Here is a 24,281-nt window from a genome sequence, read left to right as displayed (position 1 = left end):
CGGGGAAAGCTGTGTGTTGCTGCGTCCGCGGGTGCCGGGGAGTTACGCATGTGCTCGACGGCCCCCGCGGACTTGTCACGAAGTGAACGACAATGCCTCGATGGGATCGGAGTAGATCGCGTCCAACGACACCGCACCGGCCGCCTGCTGCTGCACCGTGGTACCCGAATGTGACACGCGCACATCGCGATTGGGAACCACCGAAGTGGTCTTCACGGCCTTGGCCACGGTCGGCAACGTCGCCGGGAAGTCGGTGAACGCCTGGCCGCCGAGCACGATGTGGTCGGGGTTGAAGATGTCGGCGATCAGACCGATGGTACGACCGAGCACCTCGGCCCGCTCCTCGAGCAGGGCGCGAGCGGTCGCATCCCCCGAGCGTGCCAACTCGTGGACACCTTCGACGTCGGTCACGTTCAGGCCGAGCGCGAGGGCCGCGTCCACCACACCGGTATCGCTGGCGGCCGCCTCGAGACGTCCGCTCTTCTCCGGGTCCAACAGTGTCGTCGGCCCCGTCGGGAAGTGCCCGATGACCGGCGGGCCGGCCGTCGGCGTGTGCACCATGCCGTCGACGCTGAACGCGATACCCACCATCTCGCGGGCATAGAAATACAGGAAACTGGACTTCTTCTGGTCGGGATTGACGACCAGTTCGGCCGACGCCATCGCCTCCACGTGCGAGGCCACCGACACCGGGAGGCCGACCGTCTCCGCGATGACCCGACCGACCGGGGCCCCGGACCAGCCCAGGCGCGGGTGATCGACGAACCCACCCGGCAGGACTCGTCCGCCGACCGCGACGCCGGCCCACAGCACCCGGCGTCCCGCCCACCGTTCGACGAAGCGGCGCGCGCTCACGCCGATCGCGGCGAGAGTCTGCTCGGGAGTCTCGGCGACGGGCGTGGGGATCTGGATGGCACCCACCACCCGGTGCAACAGGTCGTGCGTCGTGATCGAGGTGACCTTGTAGCCGACGTGGATGCCGAGGGTGAGGAAGTCGGTGACGTTGAGTTCGAACGGCAGGCGCGGCCGGCCGATGGCACCCGCGGGCGCGAGGTCGGCACGCTCACGGATCAGTCCGGCTTTGAGCAGTGCGCCGACCTGACGGTTCACCGTCGAGATGCTCAGCCCGGTGTATTCGGCGGCATCGTCACGGAACACCGGACCGGCGAGACGGGCCGCGCGCAGCACCAGAGCCGACGGCTTGGACGACAACTGTAGATGCGGGGTGGCGATGTGAATCTTGCGCGCTCCCTTCCGCGGCGACCCGTAGGCAAGCGGGCGGGGGGCGGGCGATCCCCCGGGGCGTCGGGCGTGGCCACCGACGGGTCGGTGGCCCTGCGGGCGGACGGGTGCGGTAGTGATGTGGTCCAGCGTTGCGGTCATGTGGAGTGTGTCCTCGTCGAATGTGCCACATCCGGCGGGGACCCGCGCTGCACACGAGGTGTGCGCCGACAGTCGGCTCGGATGAGCAGAAAAGATGAATGGGCCGCCATGGCCCGGGGTGAATGCTGGTTCAGCGCATTCGGCGACAACACAGAACACGGACGAGCGGCAGCCGACAGCCCAGAGCAGTTGTCACGTAGGTGACCTCTGGGACGTAGGACTGCGGGCTCGTCATGCGGATCAAGCTACCAACGCGCAAGTTGCCGTGGCAACCCCGGGGACACCGTGGTCAGGGTGCCGCGGGGCATCTCGATATACGCGTCCACCGGCGATTCTAGGTCTGCCACAACCTGCACGGGAGGTTCTGCGCACGCTGATCCGAACCCCTCGGCAGTCGGTGTCCACGGACCTGCGCGAACCCGGACGCCCCGAAGGCCGCACATCCGTCACGGTCATGGCGATGAGTCTGTCGGAGTCCTGACGTAATCTTGATCACATGTCCACCACGACCACCGGTACCGCCTCCGACACCGAGTTCCTCGATGCCGCCGAGCCCTTCCGTCGCGAGATCCTCGCGCACTGTTATCGGATGATGGGGTCGCACCACGACGCCGAGGACCTCATGCAGGAGACGTACCTCCGGGCGTGGCGTGGCTACGACAAGTTCGACCGTCGTGCCTCCGTACGGACCTGGCTGCACAAGATCGCGACCAACACGTGCCTCACCGCCCTGCAGAGCAGGCAGCGCCGCCCGCTGCCGTCGGGAATCGGTGGCGACGCGTTCGATCCGACCGACGATCTGCTCCAAGATCACGAGGTCCCGTGGCTCGAACCGTTCGCGGGCACCGTGGACGAGATCTCCCCCGGCGCCGATGCCGACCCTGCGTTCGTGGTGGGCGCACGCGAGTCCATCCGGCTGGCCTTCATCGCCGCCCTCCAGCACCTCCCCGAGCGGCAACGCGCGGTGTTGATCTTGCGCGACGTACTGCAATGGAGGGCGGCCGAGGTGGCCGACACCATCGGGGTCACCACCGCCACCGTCAACAGCCTGTTGCAGCGAGCCCGGCAACAGTTGAAGGATGCGGCACCGCAAGAGGATTCCCCTCGCGAGCTCGAAGACGACGCCAAGCGGGAACTGTTGGCCCGCTACGTCTCGGCATTCGAACGCTACGACGTGGACGCCATCGTCGAGTTGTTCACCGACAAGTCGATCTGGGAGATGCCGCCCTTCACCGGCTGGTACGAAGGCGCCGAGCAGATCGGCACGCTCATCCGACGCAACTGTCCGGCCGAGAAAGACGGTGACCAGATCATGCTGCCGACCGTCGCCAACGGTCAGCCCGCGTTCGGGCTGTACATGCGCGAAGCCGACGGCGTGCACCGTCCTTTCCACCTCCAGGTGCTCGACTTCGACTCCAGCGGTGCGGTCGGCCATGTGGTCGCGTTCTTCAGCGACACCATGACCGACGATTTCGCCCGGTTCGGACTACCCGCGACTCCGTACGACCGGCAGTCCGGCACCGTCTGACCACGGTCGTCGACGTCAGTCGTCGGACGGAATCTGCGAGGGGTCCATCCAGACGATCTCCCAGGCGTGACCGTCGAGATCGCAGAAGCTGCGGGAGTACATGAAGCCGAGGTCCTCGGGCGATCGCAGTAACGTGCCGCCCTGCTCGAGCGCGGCGTCGGCGCATCGATCGACGGCCGCGCGCGACGCGGCGGACACCGCCACCACCGCTTCCCGACCGGAACGGAGATCGGCGATCTCGCCCGCCACGTAGCCGGCGAAACGTTCCTCCCGATGGAGCAGCACACGGCAGTTGTCGTTGACGGCGAAGCACAGTGTGCCCTCGTCGCAGAACAACGCGTCGAACCGGACACCCAGCCCGGTGTAGAACGCCCGCGATCTGCTCACATCAGCCACCGCCAGATTGACGAACAGCATCGTCGGCACGTCGCACACCTCCATTGCATGGGATCCCATCAGGACAGACACGGCCGACGACCCGAACTCATCGCCCCCGGTGCACGCCCAATAGGCTGAGCGCATGGGTGTCATCTACCTGGTCCGGCACGGACAAGCAGACCCGAACGCCTACGGCATCTCCGATGCCTCGGAGCCCGCTCCGAACGGGCCCGGCGGTCTCACCGATACCGGCACCATCCAGGCACGTCTCACCGGCACCCTGCTGGCGAGCCTCACCGATCGGGTGTCCGCGGCGATCAGCGGCGATCTGCCCCGCCAGACACAGACATTGGCGAGGGTGCTCGGACAATTCACGGATGCTCCGGAGCCCATCGTCGATCCGGGATGGAACGAGTACGAACTTCCCGCACTGGTCGGGTCCGCCACCACCGAGGAGTACCGGGACGGCCGTGCCTACCAGCGGCGCCTCGACGAAGGGCTGCTCGAATGGGTCGAGGGCGGAGGCGAACACGGCGCCGGGGAGACCTTCGTCGGCTTCGCTCATCGGGTGTCCGACGCGGCGGCACGCGCGCAGGCTCTGGCCGGTTCCGGACAGACCGTCGTCGCGGTCTCGTCGGCCGGCACCATCACCCGATGGATCGCCGACCTCCTCGGGGTACCTCCCGAACGCTGGCCCGCTATGTCGCGCACCATGGTCAACGCGTCGGTGTCCAAGCTGATCGTCGGCCGCCGTGGGGTGTCGGTGGTGTCGTTCAACGAGCATGCCCACCTCGCCGACCGTGACGGTGGTATCTCCACCTACCGCTAGCGCGGGTGGTTCCCGCTCACTGTCCTCGTTCCCGCTCACTGAACTGGGTGAGCGGGAACGAGGACAGTGAGCGGGAACTGCGATCGACACAGCGCTCAGGCGCGGTGCAGGTTGGCCCCGGGGCGGGTGAGGACGACGTTGGGCAGCACGGCGAACCGGGACAGCTGGGTCACCGCGTGCGCCATTGTCGCGACGTCGTCGACGGTGATCATCTCGTCGGCAGGGATCTGGTCTTTGAGCCAGTCGGACATGTCGGTGTCGACGTAGCCCGGGGCGATCGTCGTGGCGCTCACACCGTTGCCCGACTCCTCGAGATTGAACGTCTCGCACAGCGAGATCAGCGCCGCCTTGGTGGCACCGTAGGCGGACAGTTCGGGTTCCGGATAGACGCCGGTGATCGAGGCGATCGCGATGACCTTGGCGGCCCGATGAGCATCGGCGGTGGATCGCAACACCGGGATCAGGGTCTGCAAGAGTATGTACGCGGCACGCACGTTCACCTGGTAGAGGCGGTCGAAACGTCGCACCGGCAAGTCCGCGACCGGACCCTTCTGTCCCATCCCGGCGTTGATGACCAGCGCATCGCAGCGACCGAACGCCTCGGCGTGCGTCGTCGCCAACGCGGCCACCGCGTCCTGATCGGTCATGTCGGCGGGGATGACCTCGACACGTCCGGCACCGGCGTCGCGGAGTTCTCCGGCCCGCTGCTCCAACGCTTCTCGTCCGCGCGAGCTGATGGTGAGGTCCCACCCGTCGGCGGCGAATCGTGCGGCGATCGCCGCCCCGATGCCACGCGACGCACCCGTGACGAGGGCAACCCTGTTGTCCGACATGACTTATCTCCCTGAGGTGGTATTCGATCCGGACAGCTGCGCCAGCCCGGCGCTGATGAACTCCGCGGTCGCCTCGGCGGCACGTTCGGCACCGTCGGATGCCGCGCCCGACAACGCACGGTGCGTGATGCCCTCGGCGATCACTCCGAGTTTGAGGTTGGCCAGCGCGAGGTAGAAGTCCCAGTCACCGAGGTCGCGGCCCGTCCGCACCGTGTAGCGCTGCGCGATCTCGTCGGCCGACGGGTAACGATCGCTGGTCCAGGCCGCCGAGAACCCGACGACACGGTCGAAGCCCGGCCGACGGTAGACACACATCAACGCGGCATCGGTCAGCGGATCACCCAGTGTCGACAACTCCCAATCCACCACGGCCCGAATCACTCCGGGATCGTCGGCATCGACGATGGTGTTGTCGACGCGGTAGTCACCGTGCACGATGGTGGCCTCTGCCGTGGACGGAATCCGCTTGGCCAACGCCGTGACCAAACGGTCCACGTCGTCGAGTTCCCGCGTCTTCACGTGACCCCACTGCCGTGCCCAGAGCTTGACCTGACGCGCTGCAAAACCTTCCGGCCGACCGAACTCGCCGAGTCCGACCGCGGTGTAGTCGACCGCATGCAGTCGCGCGAGAGTCTCCACCAGGCCGTCGAGGTTGCGCTCGACATCGTTGTCGGACAACGCATTCAGGTCGTCGGACGTCCTGATGACGGGGCCGTCGACGAACTCGACGACGGTGAACGGGGCACCGAGCAGAGCGCCGTCGGAGTCGATCGCCACCGTCGGGGCCACCGGGACGTCGGTCGGCTGCAGCGCACTCGTGACCGCCCACTCTCGGTTCATGTCATGCGCCGACGGGGTCAATCCGCTGGTCGGCGGACGACGTACCACCCAGTGCGATTCGTCGTCACGCACGCTGAACGTCAGGTTGGACTTGCCGCCGCTGATCAGCTCGACCCGCAGGTCGCCGACGACGGCGACGCCACGTCCGATCAGGAATTCTCGCAGCTGCTCGGACGGGAGGGCTCGATGTTCGGTCACCGGGCCGACTCCGCTTGTGCCGCAGCCTTCTTCGCTCGACCGATGGCGCGCCGAGCAATCGCCCAGCGATGCACCTCGGACGGACCGTCGTAGATACGGAACGGGCGGAGTTCGTTCTGCAGACGTGCGAGCGGCAGATCTTCGGAGACACCGAGCCCACCGCACATCTGGATCGAGCGATCCGCGATCCGCGTGTAGGCCTCGGCCGCAAAGGTCTTCGCGATCGACGTCTCGTTCGACGCATGGTTGCCCTGGTCCAGTTCATGGCAGGCCTTGACCAGCAGGGCCATGCTGGCGGCCAGGTCGATCTCGTTGTCGGCGACCATCTGCTGGATCATGCCGAGATCTCCGAGCTTGCCGCCGAAGCCTTCTCGCTTCGACACGTAGTCGACGGCGACATCGTGGCATCGCTGGGCGGATCCGAACCAGCGCATCACATGGGTCATCCGAGCCGGGCCGAGACGAACCTGGGCATACCGATACCCTTCGTCGACCTCACCGAGGATGTCCTCGTCGGGGACGAAGACGTCGGTGAAACTCACCTCGCAGTGACCACCGATCATCGCGCGATCGGTGGTGTGGATGTGCCGGTCGACGGAGATACCCGGAGTGCCTGCCGGCGCGAGGAACATCGTCGCGCCGCCTCGGTCTCCCGGCTCGCCTGCCGTGCGCGCCATGATGATGAAGAAGCCCGCGCCGTCGGCGCCGGTGATGAATCGCTTCTGCCCGTTGATCTTCCACCCACCATCGACCTTGACGGCCATGGTGTTCAGCGCATTCGGGTCCGATCCGGCGCCAGGTGACGGTTCGGTCATCGCGAAGGCCGACCGGACGTCGCCTGCGGCGAGCGGGGCCAGATACTTCTGCTTCTGCTCGACGCTCGCGATGTGGGACAGCATGTGCACGTTGCCCTCGTCGGGGGCACCGATGTGCAGGGCGATCGGACCGAACGTCGAATAGCCGGCGGCCGCGAACACCGGGACACGATCGGACATGTTCAGCCCGAGTCCGCCGAACTCGACCGGCGCATGGGGCGCGAACACGCCTGCGGCCTTGGCCTCGGCGTTCATCTCGCGGCGCAGATCGTCGCCGCCCGCCGCGTTGATGTCGCCGCCGTTGCGGTTCTCGATCGGCAGGACGTGGTCACGTACGAATCGGGTCGTCTTCTCGACGATCTCCGAGACATCCGGGGCGTAGCTCAGATCCACAGGCATCGCATCTCCTCATCGACAATGCCGACCGAGCGATCGTTCGGCGACCGTCACCTTGCCAGCTACCGATCACCTGGTCAAGTCACGCCATTCGAGGAGACGAAGCGCGGGGACGAACTACGACCGATACCCCACCAGGGCGCGGGCCAGTTGCAGGTTCCGAGCGATGAGTTCGTCGGCCCCCAACTCCCCGTCCTCGTTGAACCACGTCGAGACCCCGACACACATGGTGGCCACCGCGCGGGCGGCATCTTTCGGATACTCGGTGCCGAAATCGCCCGCCTCGACCCCGGCGAAGACGATCTCGTCGACCATGTGTTGCTGTCGGTCCCGGTGACCGACGTAGGTCTGCTTGTAGGTGTCGTCGAGGCTGCGGATCTCGGTCGAGCCCACAAAGGCCTGCTCACGCCTGTACATGTGGAACCGCAGCAGCGACTCCACGACCGCGTCGAACTGGTCGACAGGCTTCTCGCCCGCCTCGGCGATGGCAAGCTCGGAGCGATGCAGCAGATCGGTCATCGTCCGTTCGAGCAGCCCCTGCAGCAGAGACTGCTTGGACGGATAGTGGTGATACAGCCCGGGAACCGACAGGTTGGCCCGCGCGGCGATCTCGCGCACCGACGTCCCGTGATAGCCATGCTCGGCAAATGCGGCCAGCGCCGCAGCGAGGGGCACCGGCAACTCCGACGCCCCGTAGTCGCGCCATTGACCGATGGAGTCAGGGCGCACATCCGCCTCGTCGGTCCCGCTGCTCATGGGTTCCAACATAGCCGCACCGTCCCGACCGATCGTTCAAGCGGGGCCGACCTGTCGTTCACGCGGGGCTGCGACCTCTCACACGTCGAATCGAGCCACGCCGTCGGCGAGTGCCATCATCAGGCCGACACTGACCTCGACCACCCCGTCCCGATCGAGCTCGAGGTGCCCGTCGAGCCAGGCGGCCAGCACCCGCGCCAAGCCGCCGACCTGGAAGTTGGCAGCCGCGAGGGCGTTGGGACGGTTCTGCACGTCGATGACACCCGATGCTGTCTGCAGCGTGAGTCCGGCGAACAGATCGGTCGACTCCGTCCGTTTCGCCGCGATGGTGGGGCTGAGCAGCGACTGCGAGAACAGCAGCCGACCCTTGCGTCGATCCTCGTCGATGACGCCGACAATGGCGCGGATGGCCCCGGTCACCTTGGCCTCCACGTCGTCACCGTCGGCGAAGGCGACCAGTGCGTCCTCGGAGATCTCGGCGATCACCTCGTCGAACGTCGCGCTGACGAGGGCTTCGATCGAGTCGAAACTCTCGTAGAAATAGCGTGTTGTCAGACCGGCTTCGCGGCACACCCCACGGACCGTCACCGATCCACCGTCGGACGCCCCGAGCAACTCGAGTGCGGCATCGACGAGCGTGGCCCGGCGTCTGGCCACACGGATGTCGCCGTCTTCGCCGCCGTAGGCCCGCAGACCGTCGCCGGCGGACCCGCCCGCCCTGGTGTCACCCGATGCTCCTGCCACGTGTCCATCTTGGCACCGACCCGCCCCGGCTCGACCACTTGACATCCCTTACCGTGCCAACGTTCAATGTAAGCGGAAACGCACGTTGTCAGATTTGACGCCGATTCACGACCAGGGGGCGCACGTGAGCACCGAACCGATCATCGAACCCGACGGGATCGACGAACTCGAGCGGGCCATCGCCAAAACGGCGCCGGACACCGAGTACCTGCCGAAGGTCGCGCGGATGACCCGCGGCGAGCTCGACGCCCTGCCCAGCCGGGTGAACGAGATGAAGGGCATCTCGGCGCTCGCCGGTCCGGCGAACGTGATCATGCAGCTCGCGCTGCCCGCGGTCGGCTACGGCGTCTACGAGAGCACGGTCGACAGCGGCAACCTGTTCAAGCATCCGATCAAACGCACCCGCACCACCCTCGCGTACCTCTCGGTGGCGACGATGGGCACCCCCAAGGACCGGAAGGCCTATCGCAAGGCGGTCGGCAAGGCGCACGCCAAGGTCCGGTCCACCGAGTCGAGCCCGGTGAAGTACAACGCGTTCGACCCCAAGCTGCAGCTCTGGGTCGCTGCGTGCCTCTACAAGGGGTGGGAGGACATGCAGCGGATCTACGGCGACCCTGCCGACATCACCGAAGAGGCCTACCAGCACGGCGCGGTCCTGGGCACCACACTGCAGGTGCCCCGCGAGATGTGGCCTGCGACCCGCGCGGACTTCGAGACCTACTGGAACGAGACCGTCGAGTCACTCGAGATCGACCCGATCATCCGTGAGCACCTGATGAGCATCGTGCGTGCCGAGTTCATGCCGCGCTGGTTCAGTCTCGCGGTCGGTTGGTGGTTCGAACTGCTCACCATCGGATTCCTGCCGGAGAACTTCCGCGACAAGATGGGGCTGGAGTTCAAGCCGTGGCAGCGGCGCGTGTTCGACACGCACAACAAGGTCGCTCGCGCGATCCTGGTCCGGCTGCCGAAACCCTTGCGCGAGTTCCCCTTCAACCTGCTACTCGCCGATACCCGCTGGCGTATCCGGACCGGCCGACCGTTGGTCTGACGACCACACCCGTCAGGCTTGTCGAGATCCCACCCGTACAGAGGTCTCGTCGCCGACCCCGCCTACCCGACCGGAAACCCGGCGACACCCAACTGCCGACCTCGCGTACCCGACCGGAAACCCCGCGACACCCAACTGCCGATCGAGTAGCCCGAGGCGCAAGGCCGAGGGCGTATCGAGATCCGCACACATCTCAGATGCGCTGCAGAGCGTCGCGATCCAGGTCCTCGACTCGGGTGTGGCCGGCCAGCCCCAGGGTGAGGTCGAGTTCGGCGATGATGTTCGCGACGACGTCGCGGGCACCGTCGGCACCGGCGAGGGCCAGGCCGTACATGTGCGGGCGTCCGATACACGCGGCGTCGGCGCCGAGGGCCAACGCCTTGAAGACGTCGGCACCGGTGTGCAGTCCTGAGTCCACGAGGACCTTCATCCGGCCGTCGACGACGGGCGCGATCGCGGCCAGCGCATCGATCGAGGCGATGGCACCGTCGACCTGACGTCCGCCGTGGTTGGACACGATGATGCCGTCCACCCCGACGTCGACCGCTCGGCGCGCATCGTCGGGGTGCAGTACGCCCTTGAGCACGATCGGCAGCGACGTGCGTTCACGCAGCCCCGCGATGTCGTCCCAGTTCAACGACGGCCGCGAATAGATGTCCAGGAATGTCTGCACCGCGGTGCGCGGTTCGGGTGCCACCAGATTCCGGAGCAGATGCCCCGGTGCGTTCCGGGCGATCGAGAACAGCGTGCGGATCGCGCCGAGCGAGATCTCCGGACGATCGCCCGCGACCGCACGTACCCGTTCGGCGACGATCTCGACGAACCGCGGATCCGAGGTGTACTGGTCGATCCCTTCCCCACGGGCGAACGGCAGCGATCCCAGGTTCAGATCCTGTGGACGCCAACCCAGCATCGTGGTGTCCAGGGTGACCGCGACCGCATCCGCGCCCATCGCCTCGGCACGCCCGAGGAGACTGTCGACGAGGTCGTCGTCGGTCGACCAGTAGAGCTGGAACCAGCGCGGCGCGCCGGGGCGCGTCCGATCCATTTCTGCTGCAACGTCTTCCATCGGCGCGCTGCCCTGGTTGGAGAAGATGTACGGGACTCCGAGCTCGGCGGCGGCCCGACCGATCAACACGTCCGCGCGGCGCGCCGCCAGCGCCCCGGCCCCGACCGGCGAAAAGAGAACGGGCGCCGGGAGTCTCCTGCCGAACAGCTCGACCTCCAGCGACCGCGACGACACGTCGCGAAGCACTCGCGGCACGATCGCCCATCGATCGAGCGCGGCACGGTTGGCCGACATGGTCTGCCCTTCGCCTGCACCTCCGGCGATGTAGGCCCAGGCACGCTCCGACATCGCCCGGCGGGCCCGGCGTTCCAGCTCGGCATGGTCGGTGGGCACACGCGGTCGGCGACCGTGGATACCCTGTGTGTAGATCTCGTTCTGCCGGGCCCGGCCGGCACCCGGTGACACGGGTTCGTCCGGCCCGGTCACGGTCTGCAATCCACGGTCGTCGCGACGATCATGGAGCACATCATAGGGTTCGACCGGTGGCGTTCGTGTCCGGCGTCACACTCCTGCTGTCTGTTGTCGCCGATACGCTGACTCACATCGCGAAGGAAGGGTCCACCGTGGCGCTCTGGTTGTACCGGCTCGGCCGATTCACGTTCCGACACAAGTGGTGGTTCATCAGTCTGTGGCTCGGCATCCTGATCGTCCTCGGGGTGTTGACGAGCGCGCTGGCCCCGAAGTTCGCGACCGACTTCGAGCTGCCCGGCACCGATTCCGATCGTGCGATGTCGGTGATGAAGACCGACTTCAGTGCGATCAACGAGCAGCAGCTCGAGGCGTCGACGAGCATCCTGGTGGCCGCCGACGACGGGCTCGCCAATCACATGCAGCAGATCGACGGCCTGGTGGCGAAGGCACGGACGCTGCCCGAGGTCATCGATCCGCAGACGATCGCCAACCCGGTCACCGCGGCGCAGGCCTACCCCGACAAGGCCGCTGCCGTGCTCGGCGACGACGGCAAGGTCGGCCTGATCCAGATCCATCAGCAGATCCCGGTGCAGGACCTCAGCGCCGAGGACATGCAGCAGTTCAAGGACCTGATGGCCGATTTCCGTGGCAACGGCCTGCAGGTCGAGGGCACCGGATCGCTCATGCAGGTGTTCGAGCAGGGTGGCGTGTCCGAACTGTTGGGCTTCGCGGTCGCCTTCATCATCATGATCGTGGCGTTCGGCGCGCTGATCGCCGCCTTCATCCCGATCATCACCGGCATCCTCGGCGTCGGCATCACCATGCTGCTGGTCACGTTGAGCGCCAAGATCATCGACGTCCAACAAAGCGCCACGACGATCATCACGATGCTCGGCATCGCAGTGTCCATCGACTACGCCCTGTTCATCGTGTCCCGATACCGATCCGAATTGAATCTCGGCGGCAGTCGCGAAGCGGCCGCCGGGCGCGCGGTCGGGACGGCAGGTTCGGCCGTCGTGTTCGCCGGCCTCACGGTGATGATCGCCGTCGCGGCACTGGCCGTCGTCGGTATCCCGTTCGTCACCCAGATGGGCGTCGCGGCCGCAGTGGCCGTGTTGATCGCCGTGCTCGGCGCCATCACGCTCATCCCCGCCCTGTTGGGTGCATTCGGCCGGTTCGCGTTCAAACCGCGGGTCCCCGGGATCCGGCATGGCGACGAGCCGGACACCAAGCCGTCCAACGGTTTGCGGTTCGCCCGCTTCGTGACCCGCTACCCACTGCCCGTCGCCATCGTCGGTCTGGCCGTACTCGCCGTCGTCGCCATTCCGATGACCAAGATGGAACTCGGCATGACCTCGACGACCGACAGCGAGTACGCCGCCACCGAATTGCTGCAGCGCGGATTCGGTGAGGGCGTGAACGGGCAGTTGCTCGTCACCGTCAAGGCACCGGACGGCGGTGACGTGTCGGGGGCCGCGAATGATGTGGTGACCTACGTCAAGACCCTCGACAACATCGCGAACCCGAACCAGATCGTCTGGATCGGCAACGGGTCGGACCCGGCGAACCCACAGGCGGGCGCCGATGCCGCGCTGATCTCGGTCACGCCGGAACTGTCGCCGAGTGGCCCCGAGACCCATCGCCTGATGGAGCAGATCCGCGACTACGCCGCCCGCGCACCCGACGGCACGACGATCAACGTCGGTGGGCAGACGGCGATCATGTCGGACATCTCCGCCAAGCTCAGTTCGGCGCTGATCCCGTTCCTCGTGGTCGTGGTGGGACTGGCGTTCATCATCCTGATGATCGTGTTCCGATCGATCCTGGTGCCGCTGATCGCCACGGTCGGGTTCCTGTTCTCGGTCTGCGCCACCTTCGGCGCGACGGTCGCGATCTTCCAGCTGGGCCACCTGGGCCTGATCGAACACACCAAACCGATCATCTCGTTCCTGCCGATCTTCCTGGTGGGCGTGGTCTTCGGGTTGGCGATGGACTATCAGGTGTTCCTGGTGACCCGAATGCGCGAGGAGTACGTGCACGATGTCGGGGCCAAGGATTCGGTCATCATCGGGTACCAGCACGGTGCGCGGGTCGTCGCGTCCGCGGCGGTCATCATGATCTCGGTGTTCGCGGCGTTCATGCTCGCCCCGGACACCATCGCCAAGATGATGGGCTTCGCCCTCGCCGCCGCGGTCTTCTTCGACGCCTTCATCATCCGGATGATGGTGGTGCCCGCTGTGATCACCTTGCTCGGTGACGCCGCGTGGAAGTTGCCACGCTGGCTCGACCGCATCCTGCCGAATGTCGACGTGGAGGGAACGTCGATCCGCAAGATCCCGATCGACGACGCCGAGGTGAAGGAACCCGTCACCGCGTAGCGGCGGCCTCGGCCGCGCAGCGAGACAACGCGGCCGAGGCGCTGATCAGGTGAGGGCCCGCTCGTCGACGTCGGTGACGACAACCCGTAGGGGGTTGTCGATCTCGTCGCGCCACAGTCGCGCCGCCAGGTAGAACGCGAACGCGATCGGCACCGGGAGCACACCGCCGAGGACGAAGGTCCAGGTGAGTCCGATTGCCTCGCTCACCGGAGCGGCGATCGCCATCGACACGGGCATCAGCGCCACGGAGACGAAGAAGTCGAGGCTCGCCACACGTCCGAGCAGCGCCGGCGGTACTCGACGCTGCAGCAGCGTCCCCCACAGCACCATCGGCCCGTCGAACAGGACGCCCATCACGAACCCGGCCACCACGAACATCCACGTCTGGTCGGCCAGGCCCATGAGAACCAGCGGCAGGCTGGAGAAACCCCAGATCCCGAACATGACCGTGAGATACCGACGTGGCATCGGGATCGACGCGAACACCAACGATGCCGACGCCGCACCCGCCCCGAAGGCCGCGAGGACCAGAGCGTGATCGCCTGCACCACCGTGCACCCGCTCACGCAGGGCGAACGGTACGAGCACCTCGATCGGTCCCATCGTCGCGAGGACCAGAATGCACGCGAAGAACAGGGTGGCCCACAGCCACGGGGTACGCCACATGTAGACGAAACCCTCGGCGAGATCCGAGATCACCGACTGCACCGGATGTTTCGACACAGCCGTCAGGTCGCGCCGGATCGTCACCGGACGCATGGCGACGTAGCACAGCGCCGACGACGCGCTCGCCAACCCGGCCAGCACGATCGCCACCGCGGGGGACGCGATCGAGATGACACCACCGGCCACCATCGGCCCGACAGCCTGGAAGACCACCGGCCGCAGGAATCCCTCTATTCCGTTGGCGGCCTGCAGTTGTGCCGCCTCGACGACACTCGGCAGCAGCGCCGAATACGCCGGGTAGTACATGCCTGTCGTGATCCCGCCGAGAAGGGCGGCCGCGATCAGCGTGGGATGGTTGAGGTGTCCGGTCATCGCGGCAACACCGACGACCGCGAACGCCACGAGTTTGGCGATCTCGAGCCCGATCATGATGAGTCGCTGCGAGACCCGGTCGGCGAGCACCCCTCCGGCCAGCGTCGAGATCACCATGCCCGCAGCGGCCACACCGGTGACGACGGCAACCTGTCCGGGCCCACCGTCCATCTCGATCACTTGCCAGACGACGCCGACGGTCCACACCCCGTCGGCGAACATCGCCAGCACCAAGCCGAGGGCGAGCAACCGGTACTGCCGCAGCGCGAACGGCTTCAGCGCCGCGGGCAGGCGGGTGTCGGCCGTCGAGCTCACCCATACAGGGTGCCGCACCCAACGTGGCGTCGGCCAGTGATTTTTGCCCGGCCGTCCGCGAACGCCCGACGACCGGACGAGCCTGGTTCAGGCAGACTTCTTGGCCGCGGACTTCTTTGCCGGCGCCTTCTTGGCAGTCGACTTCTTCGCAGCGGACTTCTTCGCGGGCGCCTTCTTGGCAGCAGCCTTCGTGGCCGGGGCCTTCTTGGCCGTCGACTTCGTCTCGGTGCTCTTCTCGGCGTCCGAGCTCTCGGACCCGCCCCGGTCCTTCACCGAAGCTCGCAGCGCCGCAAGGAGATCCGCGACCTCGGAGTCTTCGTCACCGGTGTCCTCAGCGTCCGGTTCCGGGAATGCCTCGGAGCCCTCGGCCTTTGCGGAAACCAGCTTGGACAGCTCGTCCTGATAGGTGTCCTCGAACTCGGACGGGTCGAAGTCGGAAGCCATCGTCTCGATGAGGGAGGCCGCCATCTCCAACTCCTGCGGCCGGATCTCGGTGTCCTCGTCCAGGAAACCGAAATCGGCGGCGCGCACCTCGTCCGGCCAGAGCAGGGTCTGCAACGTCATCACGCCGTCGACGACCCGGAGCGCGGCCAGCCGCGTGCGGTTGCGCAGCGTGAAGTTGGCGATCGCGAGTCGGTCGGTCTTCTCCAGCGCTCGGGCGAGCAGCACATAGGCTTTCGGCGATTTCGACGACGGCTCGAGGTAGTAGGGCTTGTCGAAGTAGATCGGGTCGACCTGCTCGGTGGGCACGAACTCGAGGATGGAGATCTCGGGACTCTTCTGCACGGGTAGTGAAGCGAGGTCTTCCTTGGTGAGGATCACCGTCTCGCCGGAGTCCGTTTCGTAGGCGTTCGCGATGTCGGCGTACTCGACCTCGGTATCGGTCCCCTCACGGACACGTCGATACCGGATGCGTGTTCCGTCCTTGGAGTCGACCTGATAGGACTTCCGGTCGTGGCTTTCCGTGGCCGAATAGACCTTGACCGGCACGTTGACCAGGCCAAAGCTCAGATCGCCCTTCCAGATCGAGCGCATGGCCCCCATTGTGCCATCCGCCCGGCGAAAAGCGACGCCGTCCAGACAAGCGGATGCGACGGCCGGACCTGCGTCGACCGCGTTCTCCCGGACATCAGGACGGTGCGGACGGGCGAAGTCGTGGACAATGGTCGGCATGGCTGGTGACGATCTCGACGTCGACGGTCGGCGTATCCCCGTCACCAACCTCGACAAGGTGCTGTATCCGCAGACAGGCACCCGGAAGTTCGAGGTCATCGATTACTACTCGCGCATCGCCGAGGTGATGCTGCCGCATCTGGCCGGCAGGCCGATCACCCGTAAACGCTGGCCGAACGGCGTCGAGTCGAACCCGTTCTTCGAAAAAGACCTCCCCGACTCGGCACCCGACTGGCTGGACCGTTTCGACGAGCAACACAGCCGCCGGGTCATCACCTATCCACTCGCCACCGGCCGCGCCGACCTGGTGTGGTTCGGACAGATGGCCGCCCTCGAACTGCACACACCGCAATGGCGAGTCCCCGACGACGACGGTGCTCCCAAGGCCGACCGGCTGGTTCTCGACCTCGATCCAGGCCCCGATGTACCCCTGTCGCAGTGCGCCGAGGTCGCACTGATGATCCGGGACATGCTTGCCGCCGCCGGACTCACCGCCTACCCGGTCACCAGCGGCGGCAAGGGGCTCCACGTGTACGCCCGCTTCGATCGCCCGGTGGCCCCCGACTCCGCGCGCACCGTCGCCAAACAGATCGCCACCAGCCTCGCCGACGCCCATCCCGACGAGATCACCGCATCGATGGCCAAGGCGATCCGGCCGCGCAAGGTCTTCATCGACTGGAGCCAGAACAGCGGTTCCAAGACCACGCTGGCCCCGTACTCACTGCGGGGACGGGAACAACCGTGGGTGGCCGCGCCACGCGCCTGGGACGAACTGACCGACCCCGACATCGGCCAGCTGTTGTTCGGCGAGGTACTCGAACGGGTCGCCGCCGACGGAGACCTGCTCGCCGACCTCGACTCGCCGGACGCGGCGGCAGCACCACCCGCATCCTCGGAACCACCTCCGACGTCGAATCCCGTTGTGAGTCTGGGCGAATACCGGCGTAAGCGTGACTCCTCCAAGACCCCGGAACCCTTCGGCGACAATGCACACCGCGATCAGTCCGACGATTCGTCGGGCCCGATCTTCGTGATCCAGGAACATCACGCACGCCGCCTGCACTACGACTTCCGACTCGAGCGGGATGGCGTGCTGGTGTCGTGGGCCATCCCGAAGAATCTCCCGGACGATCCCGGGCAGAACCGTCTCGCGGTACACACCGAAGACCACCCGATGGACTATGCCGATTTCGCCGGCGACATCCCGGCGGGCGAATACGGCGGCGGACACGTCGAGATCTGGGATCGCGGCACCTACGAGACCGAGAAGTGGCGCGACGACGAGGTCATCGTGCGCCTACACGGCGAACGCTTACAGGGCCGTTACGCCCTCATCCATACCGGCGACAAGAACTGGCTCGCACATCTGATGAGCGACGAACCGCGGCCGATCGTGCCCGACAGCCTCCGCGAGCCGCGACCCATGCTGGCCACCGACGAATCGATCGAGAACCTCGACGGCCGCGACTGGGCGTTCGAGGGAAAATGGGACGGCTATCGAATTCTGTTGCGCTCCATCGGTGGTGACTTCCGCCTGACCTCACGCTCGGGTATCGACATGACGGCAGATTTCCCCGGTTTCCGCTCCATCGCCGACGATCTCGGACTCATCGACGTCGTACTCGACGGCGAGGTCGTCGCCCTGGATGCCAACGGCCGGACCAATTTCACACTCCTGGCCGCCCGCAAATCCACCGACGACGATCTCGTCCTCAAGCTGTATCTGTTCGACATCCTCTACCTGAACGGGACATCGCTGCTGCGCCAACCGTGGTCACGCCGGCGGGAATTGCTGGAGACGCTGGCACCGATGTTGCGGGGTTCCGCATACGCCGAGGTACCCGAATTGTTGCCGGGCCCCGGCCGAGTGGCGTTGGAGCACAGCCGAGAGCGGGGATATGAAGGAGTCGTCGCCAAGCGTCGATCCTCGACCTATCAGCAGGGCCGCCGCAGCACCACGTGGCTCAAACACAAGAACTGGAACGACATCGAAGTGGTGATCGGCGGGTATCGGCCGGGCCGGGGGAACCGTTCGGACACCATCGGGTCGCTGCTGCTCGGACTGCCAGAGGACACCGGGCTGCGCTACGTCGGGCGCGTGGGCACCGGTTTCACCGATGCCCAACTGCGTTCCCTGGCCGAAGAACTCGAGCCTCTTCGGATCAAGACCTGCCCGTTCGTCGACAAGCTGGATCGCCCGGTCGCGTCGAGTGCAGTGTGGGTTCTGCCGAAGATCGTCGGTGAGGTCCGATTCATGGACTGGACCACCACCGGCCACCTCCGCCATCCGAGTTGGCGAGGCATTCGCCGCGACAAGTTGCCCGGCGATCTCTGAAGAAACGGAAAGGATGTCACCGTTGCCCAACGAGCTGATCACCATCGACGCCGCCGCCGGAACCGCGGAAGCATACGTCGCCCGACCTGACGGCCCGGGCCCGCACCCCGGTGTACTGCTGTGTATGGACGCGATCGGTCTGCGCCCGCAGATCGAGAAGATGGCCGATCGAATCGCTTCATGGGGCCATGTGGTGTTGGCGCCCAACGTGTTCTACCGATGGGGGTCGGCTGCGGACATCGCACCGAAGGTCGACCTCGACAACCCGGAGAGCCGCGGCGAGTTCATGAAGACCGTGATGCCTCTGGTGCACGCACTCACCGATGATCTGGCGACAGCCGATCTGTCCGCCTACATCGACGTCCTCCACGGTCTCGACGGCGTATCGGACGGGCCGATCGGTGCCAGCGGGTACTGCATGGGCGGTCGCCTCGCGTTGCTGGCGGCCGCCGAGCGGCCCGCCGATGTCGCGGCCATCGGCATGTTCCACACCGGCGGGCTGGTGACCGACGAGGCCGACAGCCCGCATCGCCGCCTCGCCGAGATACGTGCCACCGTGCTGGCCGTGCACGCCGACAATGATCGGTCGCTGCCTCCCGAGGCGGTGCAGGCCTTCGAGGAGGCACTCACCGCCGCCGGTGTCGCGCACGCCGCATCCGTGTATCCCGGTGCGGTGCACGGATACACGATGGCCGATACCGCCGCCTATCATCCCGACGCCGCCGAGTACCACTTCGACGAATTGCAGAAACTCTTCGCGAACACGCTGCCGACGGGGTGACGGTGGATCGGCGCCGATCCAGCCTCATCCGGAGCTTCAGAGGCGCTGTTCCTGGCGCTGCCTGGACACGAAACCGGCCGCGGCCCGCTGCATCAGCCCCGGGGCGACGCGAGCGAATCGCCACGCCAGGCGCGCCTGGATCGGCACCACCAGTAGCGGCTGCCCGGACTCGACGGCGGCGAGAGCATCACCGGCGAACCGGTCCGCGTCGTAGGCCTTCCGGACGCCCTGCCCGGACAGGTAATAGGTGCGACCGCTGAACCCGCCGACACCGTCGGCGTCGAGCAGCGGGGTCTCCACCGCGGCCGGACACAGTGCGAGAACCCCGACCCCGTGCGCGGCCGCCTCGCTGCGCAACGCCAGGGACAGTCCGACAACGGCGTGTTTGGTCATCACGTAGCTCGTGAGCAGTCCGGCGGCGGTGAGTCCGGCCATAGACGCGGTGTTGACGATGTGGCCGGACCGTTGTCGGATCATGTGCGGATATGCCGCCGCCACACCGTGCACGACGCCCCGGATGTTGACGTCGATGATCGCGTTCCACTGCTCGAGAGCAAGGAGCTCGGTGTTCCCGCCGAGCGCGATCCCGGCGTTGTTGAACATGAGGTCGAGGTGTCCGGTTGTCGCGACCACGTCGTCGACGACGTCTCCCACCGACGTGCCGTCGGTCACGTCGAGCTGCTGTGCCCGCACCGAACCGGGCAGGTGCGACGTACCGTCGGCGACGCGTTCGGCGGCGGCGAGGTCCAGATCTGTGCACGTCACGTCGGCTCCCGCCGCTGCCAGCGCTCGTGTCAGCGCCGCCCCGATCCCCGACCCACCTCCCGTCACCACTGCGGTCTTCCCTGCGAAACCACCCGGCACGGACCTCACACGTCGCCTCATCAGCAGACCGTGACACCGGGTAGGAACTACTGTCAATATCGTCGTCACCGACGCCGAGGGGCCGCGAACGTCCGGCCACCCGTGAACAAGGAGCGTGAGTGTTCGTCGTCGCACACATCAGCGACCTGCATTGCAACGGCACGCGGTTCAACCGCAGCCGGATCGAGGCGACGCTGAGCTACATCAACGCACGCGCCGACGGCCTCGGTGCCCTGCTCGTGACCGGCGACATCACCGACGAGGGCAGTGAATCAGAGTACCGAGAGGCCTACGACGTCCTCGAGAGCCCGCTGCCGATGATCATCACCGCGGGCAACCACGACGAACGACGCAATTTCAACCGTGGTCTGTTGCAGCGGGACACCGACGAACCCGTCAATCACGCAGTCGTCATCGACGGCGTTCTGTTCCTCGTCGTGGACAGCTCGATCCCCGGACGGAACGACGGGTACATCGACAACGACACGCTGGCCTGGATGGTCACCGAGATCGAATCCGCCGACCCGACGACACGGGTGATCATCGCCTTCCACCACCCACCGGTCACCTTGCAGATGACGTTCATGGACACCATTCGACAGAACGGCGAAGACCGGTTGGCTTCGCTGGTCGATCGCCACCCCAACATCGTCGGATTTGTCTGCGGGCACGCCCACACGCCTGCCGTGACCACCTTCGCCGGACGTCCACTGGCCGTGGCCCCAGGCGTGGCCTCCACCCTGAACCTGCCCTTCGAGGGCGAGGAGATCGTCAATCGCGGCCAGCCGCCGGGCATCGCGTTCCACATGCTCGACGGCGATCGGCTGATCACGCATTTCCGATCCGTGATGGTCTGACGGGTCAGGTCTGGCCGTGCGTGCCCCCGGGTGTCGGGATCCCCATCCGGGGCACAGCATCGGCCCAGGCGGGTAGCCGATCAGAACGGTGGTGGTCCGTCGATGTGATGCCGTCGACGGTTGCGGCTCCTCTCGGCCCGGCGTCGGGCATGTTTGTTCGCCACCCGGGTACGAGCCCGGGTGGGCTGGTCGGTGTCGAGGATGCGTGGCCGATGCGGCGGTGCATGCGTCGGTGCCTGAAAACGGATACGCCGTAAGCCCGGGAACAGGTCCTCGTTGGTTTCGGCCTCCCCGGGGATCGTCAGGCCCTCCGGGGTGGTGAACTCAGTGTGCAGGCGACCCTCCAGGTCGCGGTATTGGTCATCGAGCCAGTCACCGAACGTCTTTCGACCATGATCGAACCGACACTTGATATTCATGACCTCCGCAGTCGTCTGGCCGCCCCGCGCCGGATCGTCGTGGTCGAACTCGGTGACGTGATCGGCATCCGATCGCCAGGCCGAGGTCTCACAGCCCGGTTCGACGCACACACCGTCACGGATACGCAGGAAAGTATCCAGGGCCGTGGAGGGTCGATACGGGTTCGACGGCAGGTGCGCCGGGAGGGTGTAGGTATCGTCGGCGCTTGCTGGAATGCCCGACGGGATGAGCGGTTTCGTCACGCTGTCCTGTCGGCCCGCAATATCGCGCACGTGTTCGGCGGAGATGACACCGTGCCCATCCATGTACGCCGGATGATCCGCCGCACCCGCCAGAGTCGATTCATCACACACGACATGAATGACCGCCGTACTGTCGACCGGCGGGATCGTGCCCGGCTCCGGGATGTGTGCGGTGCACTCATCATGGCCACACAGACACTCAAACCGGGTGCCCGACAACAACGCGAACATCGCATCCGAGGCACGCTGCGGCTTCGTGCGACCATCATGCTCACACACGGCATCGGCCAGCGCGGTGACCGCGGCGGCCGCGATGCGCACGTTTTCCGCGGCCATCAGGCCGGTGATCATCGCCGTACCGTCATCACGCGGGTCAGTCCACACACCACGCCCGTCGAGCGCCGCCTGACGGCGTTCGCGCACCGCATCGGGGTCGTGGCGGAACACGATGCGATCACACATGTCACGCAACCGCTTCCGCGACCACGACCCCCGCCGCGTGCGAAGAAGATGCGCGATCTCGGCGTCCACATCGACCGCCGCCGACAACCCGTCGAGCAGATCGGTCCGCGAGACGACCAACAACGCCTGCTTCGGCGAAATGACCCCGTCACGCAAACACGCGAACACCTCCGGCAACCGATCCCGCAACGCGATCGCCTCATTCACCAACGCCTCCGCAGCATGCTGGGAGATCGCCTGCGTCCGCGCGATCCGGGCCGCACAGTCGGCGAACCCATCCACAATCAACCCATCCGCAGACTCACGGGCAGCAACCAACCGATCGAACAACACTGCCACCGACTGGTATTCAGCCCACGCCAAAAACGACTTCCCACGCCCAAGCTCAACCATCCCCGAAAGCAGGTCGTTCAACTCCGCCTCATCCGGGTACACCGGATCGACCTCGCCGAGGAACCCGAGCGGCAACCCGGGCCAGGGTGAGGGCGAACCCAGCAACGACGACGACACGACACGCCTTCCGACCGGTCACGAACAAACTCCACAGTGCACGCGAGAAACCCGCACCACTCGTCATCCGACCCGAAAGGCCCTGTGTCACAAACCGTCGTCACTCAATCACTGTGCTGAATACAAACTAACCCACCCCACCGACAACCTTCTTGGCACAAGTGGCCGGTACCGATGGCACAGCAGTCAGGAGTCGGCCACGCCATCGCTTCCGAAGTCGCGCATGACCGCCAACGCCTCGGACTCGTACACGCGACCCTCCACCTCTATGCCGACGTTCGCATCGGCGACCACGTCTGCACAGGACAGCCCGAAGCGCGGGCCGTCGGGCAGGATCTCGGCGAACGCTGCGGCGGACGCGGCGAACACGATCCGCGCGATCCCCGCCCACACACAGGCCGCCGAACACATCGGGCACGGTTCCCCACTCGCATAGACCGTTGCACCGCGCAGCCGCTCCCCGTGACCCGCGTCGATGGCCCGTCGTAACGCGTCGAGTTCTGCGTGAGCCGTGATGTCCCCCGTGGACGCCACGGCATTCTCGCCCTCGGCGAGCATGTCGCCGTCGGCCGCCGTCACCACCGCGCCGAAGGGCCGGTTGCCCGCCCGACCGGAATGGCCTGCCAACTCGATGGCGCGGAGGAGGAACTCGCGCTCGTTGTCCCGGTCGAAAGTCATGTCATCTCCACTGTCGTCCCGATCCCGGCCACACGCGCTGCATCGACCAGGATGCGCGCGCACACCAGATCCTGCAAGCCTATGCCGACCGAGTTGAACAATGTGACGTCATCGTCGGAGCGTCGCCCACGGGACGGGTCGAGGATCACGTCACCGAGTTCGCAGTTCACGTCGTCGATGCCCAGACACCCCTCCGCGATCGCCGACAACACATCGCCCGACTTTGCCAGTGCGGTGTCGCGACTGTCCACCACCAGACGCGCGGAACCCATTCCCGCGCCGTTGATCTCTCGATGGTCGGCGCGGGGCGGTGCACCCACGGCATTGATGTGCTGGCCTGGGCGAAACCACGCCCCGTCGACGATCGGGTCGCGAGAGGGCGTCAGTGTGCAGACGACGTCGGCGGCCGAGAGCACCTGACGAGGCGACTCTGCCGACTCGACGTCGACGTCGAGTTCGGCGACCTGGTCACGGAACCGGGTGATCGTGTCCGCACTGCGCGACCACACGAACACCTTCTCGATCGGCCGCACCCCGACGACGGCTCGGACATGCTCGACGGCCAGCGTCCCCGCACCGACCAGTCCGAGCGACGCACTCGACGGACGCGACAGATGCGCTGTGGCAACGGCACTGGCCGCCGCGGTACGCACGGCGGTGATCAGACGCCCGTCGAGCACGGCCTCACACTCTCCGGTGTCGGTGGACAGCAACATGATCGTCGAACGCTGGGCGGGAAGGCCACGGTCACGATTGGATGGCATGTCCGACAACATCTTCACCGAACTGGATCGCTGTCGCGTGGCAGCCGCGACCATCGGCAGCACCGATCCATCACCGACGGACAGCACCGGCGGTGCCGGATTCACCGCTGTACCGGCGCAGAGATCGGCATGAGCCCGCTCCACCGCGTCGTACACCGCAGCGCGATCCATCAATCGCTCGACATCAGAATGGGAGAGGATGACAGCCATGTTCAGGCCCTTTCTCGAAACGGATC

21 protein-coding genes are annotated in these 24,281 nt (G+C 66.4%); 7 read left to right on the top strand and 14 right to left on the bottom strand.

Going from position 1 to position 24,281, the window contains the following annotated elements:
• Positions 1 to 75: 75 nt before the first annotated feature.
• Complete coding sequence (locus tag AAFP35_RS00890) at positions 76 to 1,383, bottom strand: ROK family transcriptional regulator (protein ID WP_419219626.1); 1,308 nt, start codon at positions 1,381 to 1,383, stop codon at positions 76 to 78.
• 496 nt (positions 1,384 to 1,879) lie between these two features.
• On the opposite strand from AAFP35_RS00890, the gene AAFP35_RS00885 reads away from it, so the two are divergent.
• On the top strand, positions 1,880 to 2,911 hold the full coding sequence (locus AAFP35_RS00885) for a sigma-70 family RNA polymerase sigma factor (RefSeq protein ID WP_419219625.1): 1,032 nt from the start codon (positions 1,880 to 1,882) through the stop codon (positions 2,909 to 2,911).
• A gap of 15 nt (positions 2,912 to 2,926) precedes the next feature.
• On the opposite strand, the gene AAFP35_RS00880 is transcribed toward AAFP35_RS00885, so the two are convergent.
• Positions 2,927 to 3,367: a VOC family protein gene (locus AAFP35_RS00880; protein ID WP_419219624.1), complete on the bottom strand. Its 441-nt coding sequence runs from the start codon at positions 3,365 to 3,367 to the stop codon at positions 2,927 to 2,929.
• A gap of 64 nt (positions 3,368 to 3,431) precedes the next feature.
• Between AAFP35_RS00880 and AAFP35_RS00875 the strand changes: the two genes are divergently transcribed.
• Positions 3,432 to 4,118 carry a histidine phosphatase family protein gene (locus tag AAFP35_RS00875; protein ID WP_419219623.1) on the top strand — a complete coding sequence of 229 codons (687 nt, stop codon included), beginning with the start codon at positions 3,432 to 3,434 and terminating at the stop codon, positions 4,116 to 4,118.
• 95 nt (positions 4,119 to 4,213) lie between these two features.
• On the opposite strand, the gene AAFP35_RS00870 is transcribed toward AAFP35_RS00875, so the two are convergent.
• The 5 genes from AAFP35_RS00870 to AAFP35_RS00850 form a co-directional block, all read right to left on the bottom strand.
• Positions 4,214 to 4,951, bottom strand: a complete 738-nt coding sequence (locus AAFP35_RS00870) for an SDR family NAD(P)-dependent oxidoreductase (protein ID WP_419219622.1) — start codon at positions 4,949 to 4,951, stop codon at positions 4,214 to 4,216.
• A 3-nt stretch (positions 4,952 to 4,954) separates the two neighbouring features.
• Positions 4,955 to 5,989 carry a phosphotransferase family protein gene (locus AAFP35_RS00865; protein ID WP_419219621.1) on the bottom strand — a complete coding sequence of 345 codons (1,035 nt, stop codon included), beginning with the start codon at positions 5,987 to 5,989 and terminating at the stop codon, positions 4,955 to 4,957.
• Entirely contained in the window at positions 5,986 to 7,203 is a 1,218-nt protein-coding gene (locus AAFP35_RS00860; RefSeq protein WP_419219620.1) for an acyl-CoA dehydrogenase family protein, read from the bottom strand. The genes AAFP35_RS00865 and AAFP35_RS00860 overlap by 4 nt, the downstream gene beginning before the upstream one ends.
• A gap of 114 nt (positions 7,204 to 7,317) precedes the next feature.
• Positions 7,318 to 7,956, bottom strand: coding sequence for a TetR/AcrR family transcriptional regulator (locus tag AAFP35_RS00855; protein WP_419219619.1), 639 nt, complete (start codon positions 7,954 to 7,956; stop codon positions 7,318 to 7,320).
• A 78-nt stretch (positions 7,957 to 8,034) separates the two neighbouring features.
• The gene (locus AAFP35_RS00850) at positions 8,035 to 8,700 is read right to left on the bottom strand and encodes a TetR/AcrR family transcriptional regulator (RefSeq protein WP_419219618.1); all 666 of its coding nucleotides are present in this window, start codon (positions 8,698 to 8,700) and stop codon (positions 8,035 to 8,037) included.
• Positions 8,701 to 8,824: 124 nt separating this feature from the next.
• Between AAFP35_RS00850 and AAFP35_RS00845 the strand changes: the two genes are divergently transcribed.
• Positions 8,825 to 9,748 (top strand): oxygenase MpaB family protein, encoded by a 924-nt coding sequence (locus AAFP35_RS00845; protein WP_419219617.1) that lies wholly within the window; start codon positions 8,825 to 8,827, stop codon positions 9,746 to 9,748.
• Positions 9,749 to 9,941: 193 nt separating this feature from the next.
• Here the strand turns inward: AAFP35_RS00845 and AAFP35_RS00840 are convergent, their stop codons facing one another.
• Positions 9,942 to 11,222, bottom strand: a complete 1,281-nt coding sequence (locus tag AAFP35_RS00840; RefSeq protein ID WP_419219946.1) for an alpha-hydroxy-acid oxidizing protein — start codon at positions 11,220 to 11,222, stop codon at positions 9,942 to 9,944.
• Between the two features lie 158 nt (positions 11,223 to 11,380).
• On the opposite strand from AAFP35_RS00840, the gene AAFP35_RS00835 reads away from it, so the two are divergent.
• Positions 11,381 to 13,606 carry an MMPL family transporter gene (locus AAFP35_RS00835; RefSeq protein WP_419219945.1) on the top strand — a complete coding sequence of 742 codons (2,226 nt, stop codon included), beginning with the start codon at positions 11,381 to 11,383 and terminating at the stop codon, positions 13,604 to 13,606.
• 45 nt (positions 13,607 to 13,651) lie between these two features.
• Here AAFP35_RS00835 and AAFP35_RS00830 read toward each other — a convergent pair whose 3' ends face one another.
• Together AAFP35_RS00830 and AAFP35_RS00825 are read right to left on the bottom strand one after the other, a co-directional pair.
• Positions 13,652 to 14,959 carry an MFS transporter gene (locus AAFP35_RS00830; protein WP_419219616.1) on the bottom strand — a complete coding sequence of 436 codons (1,308 nt, stop codon included), beginning with the start codon at positions 14,957 to 14,959 and terminating at the stop codon, positions 13,652 to 13,654.
• A gap of 87 nt (positions 14,960 to 15,046) precedes the next feature.
• The gene (locus tag AAFP35_RS00825) at positions 15,047 to 16,003 is read right to left on the bottom strand and encodes a Ku protein (protein WP_419219944.1); all 957 of its coding nucleotides are present in this window, start codon (positions 16,001 to 16,003) and stop codon (positions 15,047 to 15,049) included.
• A 127-nt stretch (positions 16,004 to 16,130) separates the two neighbouring features.
• On the opposite strand from AAFP35_RS00825, the gene AAFP35_RS00820 reads away from it, so the two are divergent.
• Positions 16,131 to 18,467, top strand: coding sequence for an ATP-dependent DNA ligase (locus AAFP35_RS00820; protein WP_419219615.1), 2,337 nt, complete (start codon positions 16,131 to 16,133; stop codon positions 18,465 to 18,467).
• Positions 18,468 to 18,480: 13 nt separating this feature from the next.
• Positions 18,481 to 19,248 carry a dienelactone hydrolase family protein gene (locus AAFP35_RS00815; protein ID WP_419219614.1) on the top strand — a complete coding sequence of 256 codons (768 nt, stop codon included), beginning with the start codon at positions 18,481 to 18,483 and terminating at the stop codon, positions 19,246 to 19,248.
• A gap of 36 nt (positions 19,249 to 19,284) precedes the next feature.
• Here the strand turns inward: AAFP35_RS00815 and AAFP35_RS00810 are convergent, their stop codons facing one another.
• The gene (locus tag AAFP35_RS00810) at positions 19,285 to 20,133 is read right to left on the bottom strand and encodes an SDR family NAD(P)-dependent oxidoreductase (protein WP_419219613.1); all 849 of its coding nucleotides are present in this window, start codon (positions 20,131 to 20,133) and stop codon (positions 19,285 to 19,287) included.
• Between the two features lie 98 nt (positions 20,134 to 20,231).
• On the opposite strand from AAFP35_RS00810, the gene AAFP35_RS00805 reads away from it, so the two are divergent.
• Positions 20,232 to 20,969 (top strand): metallophosphoesterase family protein, encoded by a 738-nt coding sequence (locus tag AAFP35_RS00805; RefSeq protein ID WP_419219612.1) that lies wholly within the window; start codon positions 20,232 to 20,234, stop codon positions 20,967 to 20,969.
• An 80-nt stretch (positions 20,970 to 21,049) separates the two neighbouring features.
• Here AAFP35_RS00805 and AAFP35_RS00800 read toward each other — a convergent pair whose 3' ends face one another.
• The 3 genes from AAFP35_RS00800 to AAFP35_RS00790 all read right to left on the bottom strand — a co-directional run bounded on the left by AAFP35_RS00800 (position 21,050) and on the right by AAFP35_RS00790 (position 24,255).
• Entirely contained in the window at positions 21,050 to 22,528 is a 1,479-nt protein-coding gene (locus tag AAFP35_RS00800) for a DUF222 domain-containing protein (RefSeq protein ID WP_419219943.1), read from the bottom strand.
• Between the two features lie 261 nt (positions 22,529 to 22,789).
• Positions 22,790 to 23,281, bottom strand: coding sequence for a nucleoside deaminase (locus AAFP35_RS00795; protein ID WP_419219611.1), 492 nt, complete (start codon positions 23,279 to 23,281; stop codon positions 22,790 to 22,792).
• Entirely contained in the window at positions 23,278 to 24,255 is a 978-nt protein-coding gene (locus tag AAFP35_RS00790) for an ornithine cyclodeaminase family protein (RefSeq protein ID WP_419219610.1), read from the bottom strand. Before AAFP35_RS00790 ends, AAFP35_RS00795 begins: the two co-directional genes overlap by 4 nt.
• Between the last annotated feature and the right edge of the window lie 26 nt (positions 24,256 to 24,281).

It is taken from the genome of Gordonia sp. CPCC 206044 (genome assembly GCF_048537895.1).
Lineage (GTDB): Bacteria > Actinomycetota > Actinomycetes > Mycobacteriales > Mycobacteriaceae > Gordonia.
Note: the sequence above shows the minus strand (reverse complement) of the source record. Positions and strands in the feature narration are given on the sequence as shown.

Bases quoted from the DNA above. Each gene is read 5' to 3' on its own strand.
- AAFP35_RS00890 (WP_419219626.1), bottom strand. From the start codon at position 1,383: ATGACCGCAACGCTGGACCACATCACTACCGCACCCGTCCGCCCGCAG.
- AAFP35_RS00885 (WP_419219625.1), top strand. From the start codon at position 1,880: ATGTCCACCACGACCACCGGTACCGCCTCCGACACCGAGTTCCTCGAT.
- AAFP35_RS00880 (WP_419219624.1), bottom strand. From the start codon at position 3,367: ATGGGATCCCATGCAATGGAGGTGTGCGACGTGCCGACGATGCTGTTC.
- AAFP35_RS00875 (WP_419219623.1), top strand. From the start codon at position 3,432: ATGGGTGTCATCTACCTGGTCCGGCACGGACAAGCAGACCCGAACGCC.
- AAFP35_RS00870 (WP_419219622.1), bottom strand. From the start codon at position 4,951: ATGTCGGACAACAGGGTTGCCCTCGTCACGGGTGCGTCGCGTGGCATC.
- AAFP35_RS00860 (WP_419219620.1), bottom strand. From the start codon at position 7,203: ATGCCTGTGGATCTGAGCTACGCCCCGGATGTCTCGGAGATCGTCGAG.
- AAFP35_RS00855 (WP_419219619.1), bottom strand. From the start codon at position 7,956: ATGAGCAGCGGGACCGACGAGGCGGATGTGCGCCCTGACTCCATCGGT.
- AAFP35_RS00825 (WP_419219944.1), bottom strand. From the start codon at position 16,003: ATGGGGGCCATGCGCTCGATCTGGAAGGGCGATCTGAGCTTTGGCCTG.
- AAFP35_RS00820 (WP_419219615.1), top strand. From the start codon at position 16,131: ATGGCTGGTGACGATCTCGACGTCGACGGTCGGCGTATCCCCGTCACC.
- AAFP35_RS00815 (WP_419219614.1), top strand. From the start codon at position 18,481: ATGTCACCGTTGCCCAACGAGCTGATCACCATCGACGCCGCCGCCGGA.
- AAFP35_RS00810 (WP_419219613.1), bottom strand. From the start codon at position 20,133: ATGAGGCGACGTGTGAGGTCCGTGCCGGGTGGTTTCGCAGGGAAGACC.
- AAFP35_RS00795 (WP_419219611.1), bottom strand. From the start codon at position 23,281: ATGACTTTCGACCGGGACAACGAGCGCGAGTTCCTCCTCCGCGCCATC.
- AAFP35_RS00790 (WP_419219610.1), bottom strand. From the start codon at position 24,255: ATGGCTGTCATCCTCTCCCATTCTGATGTCGAGCGATTGATGGATCGC.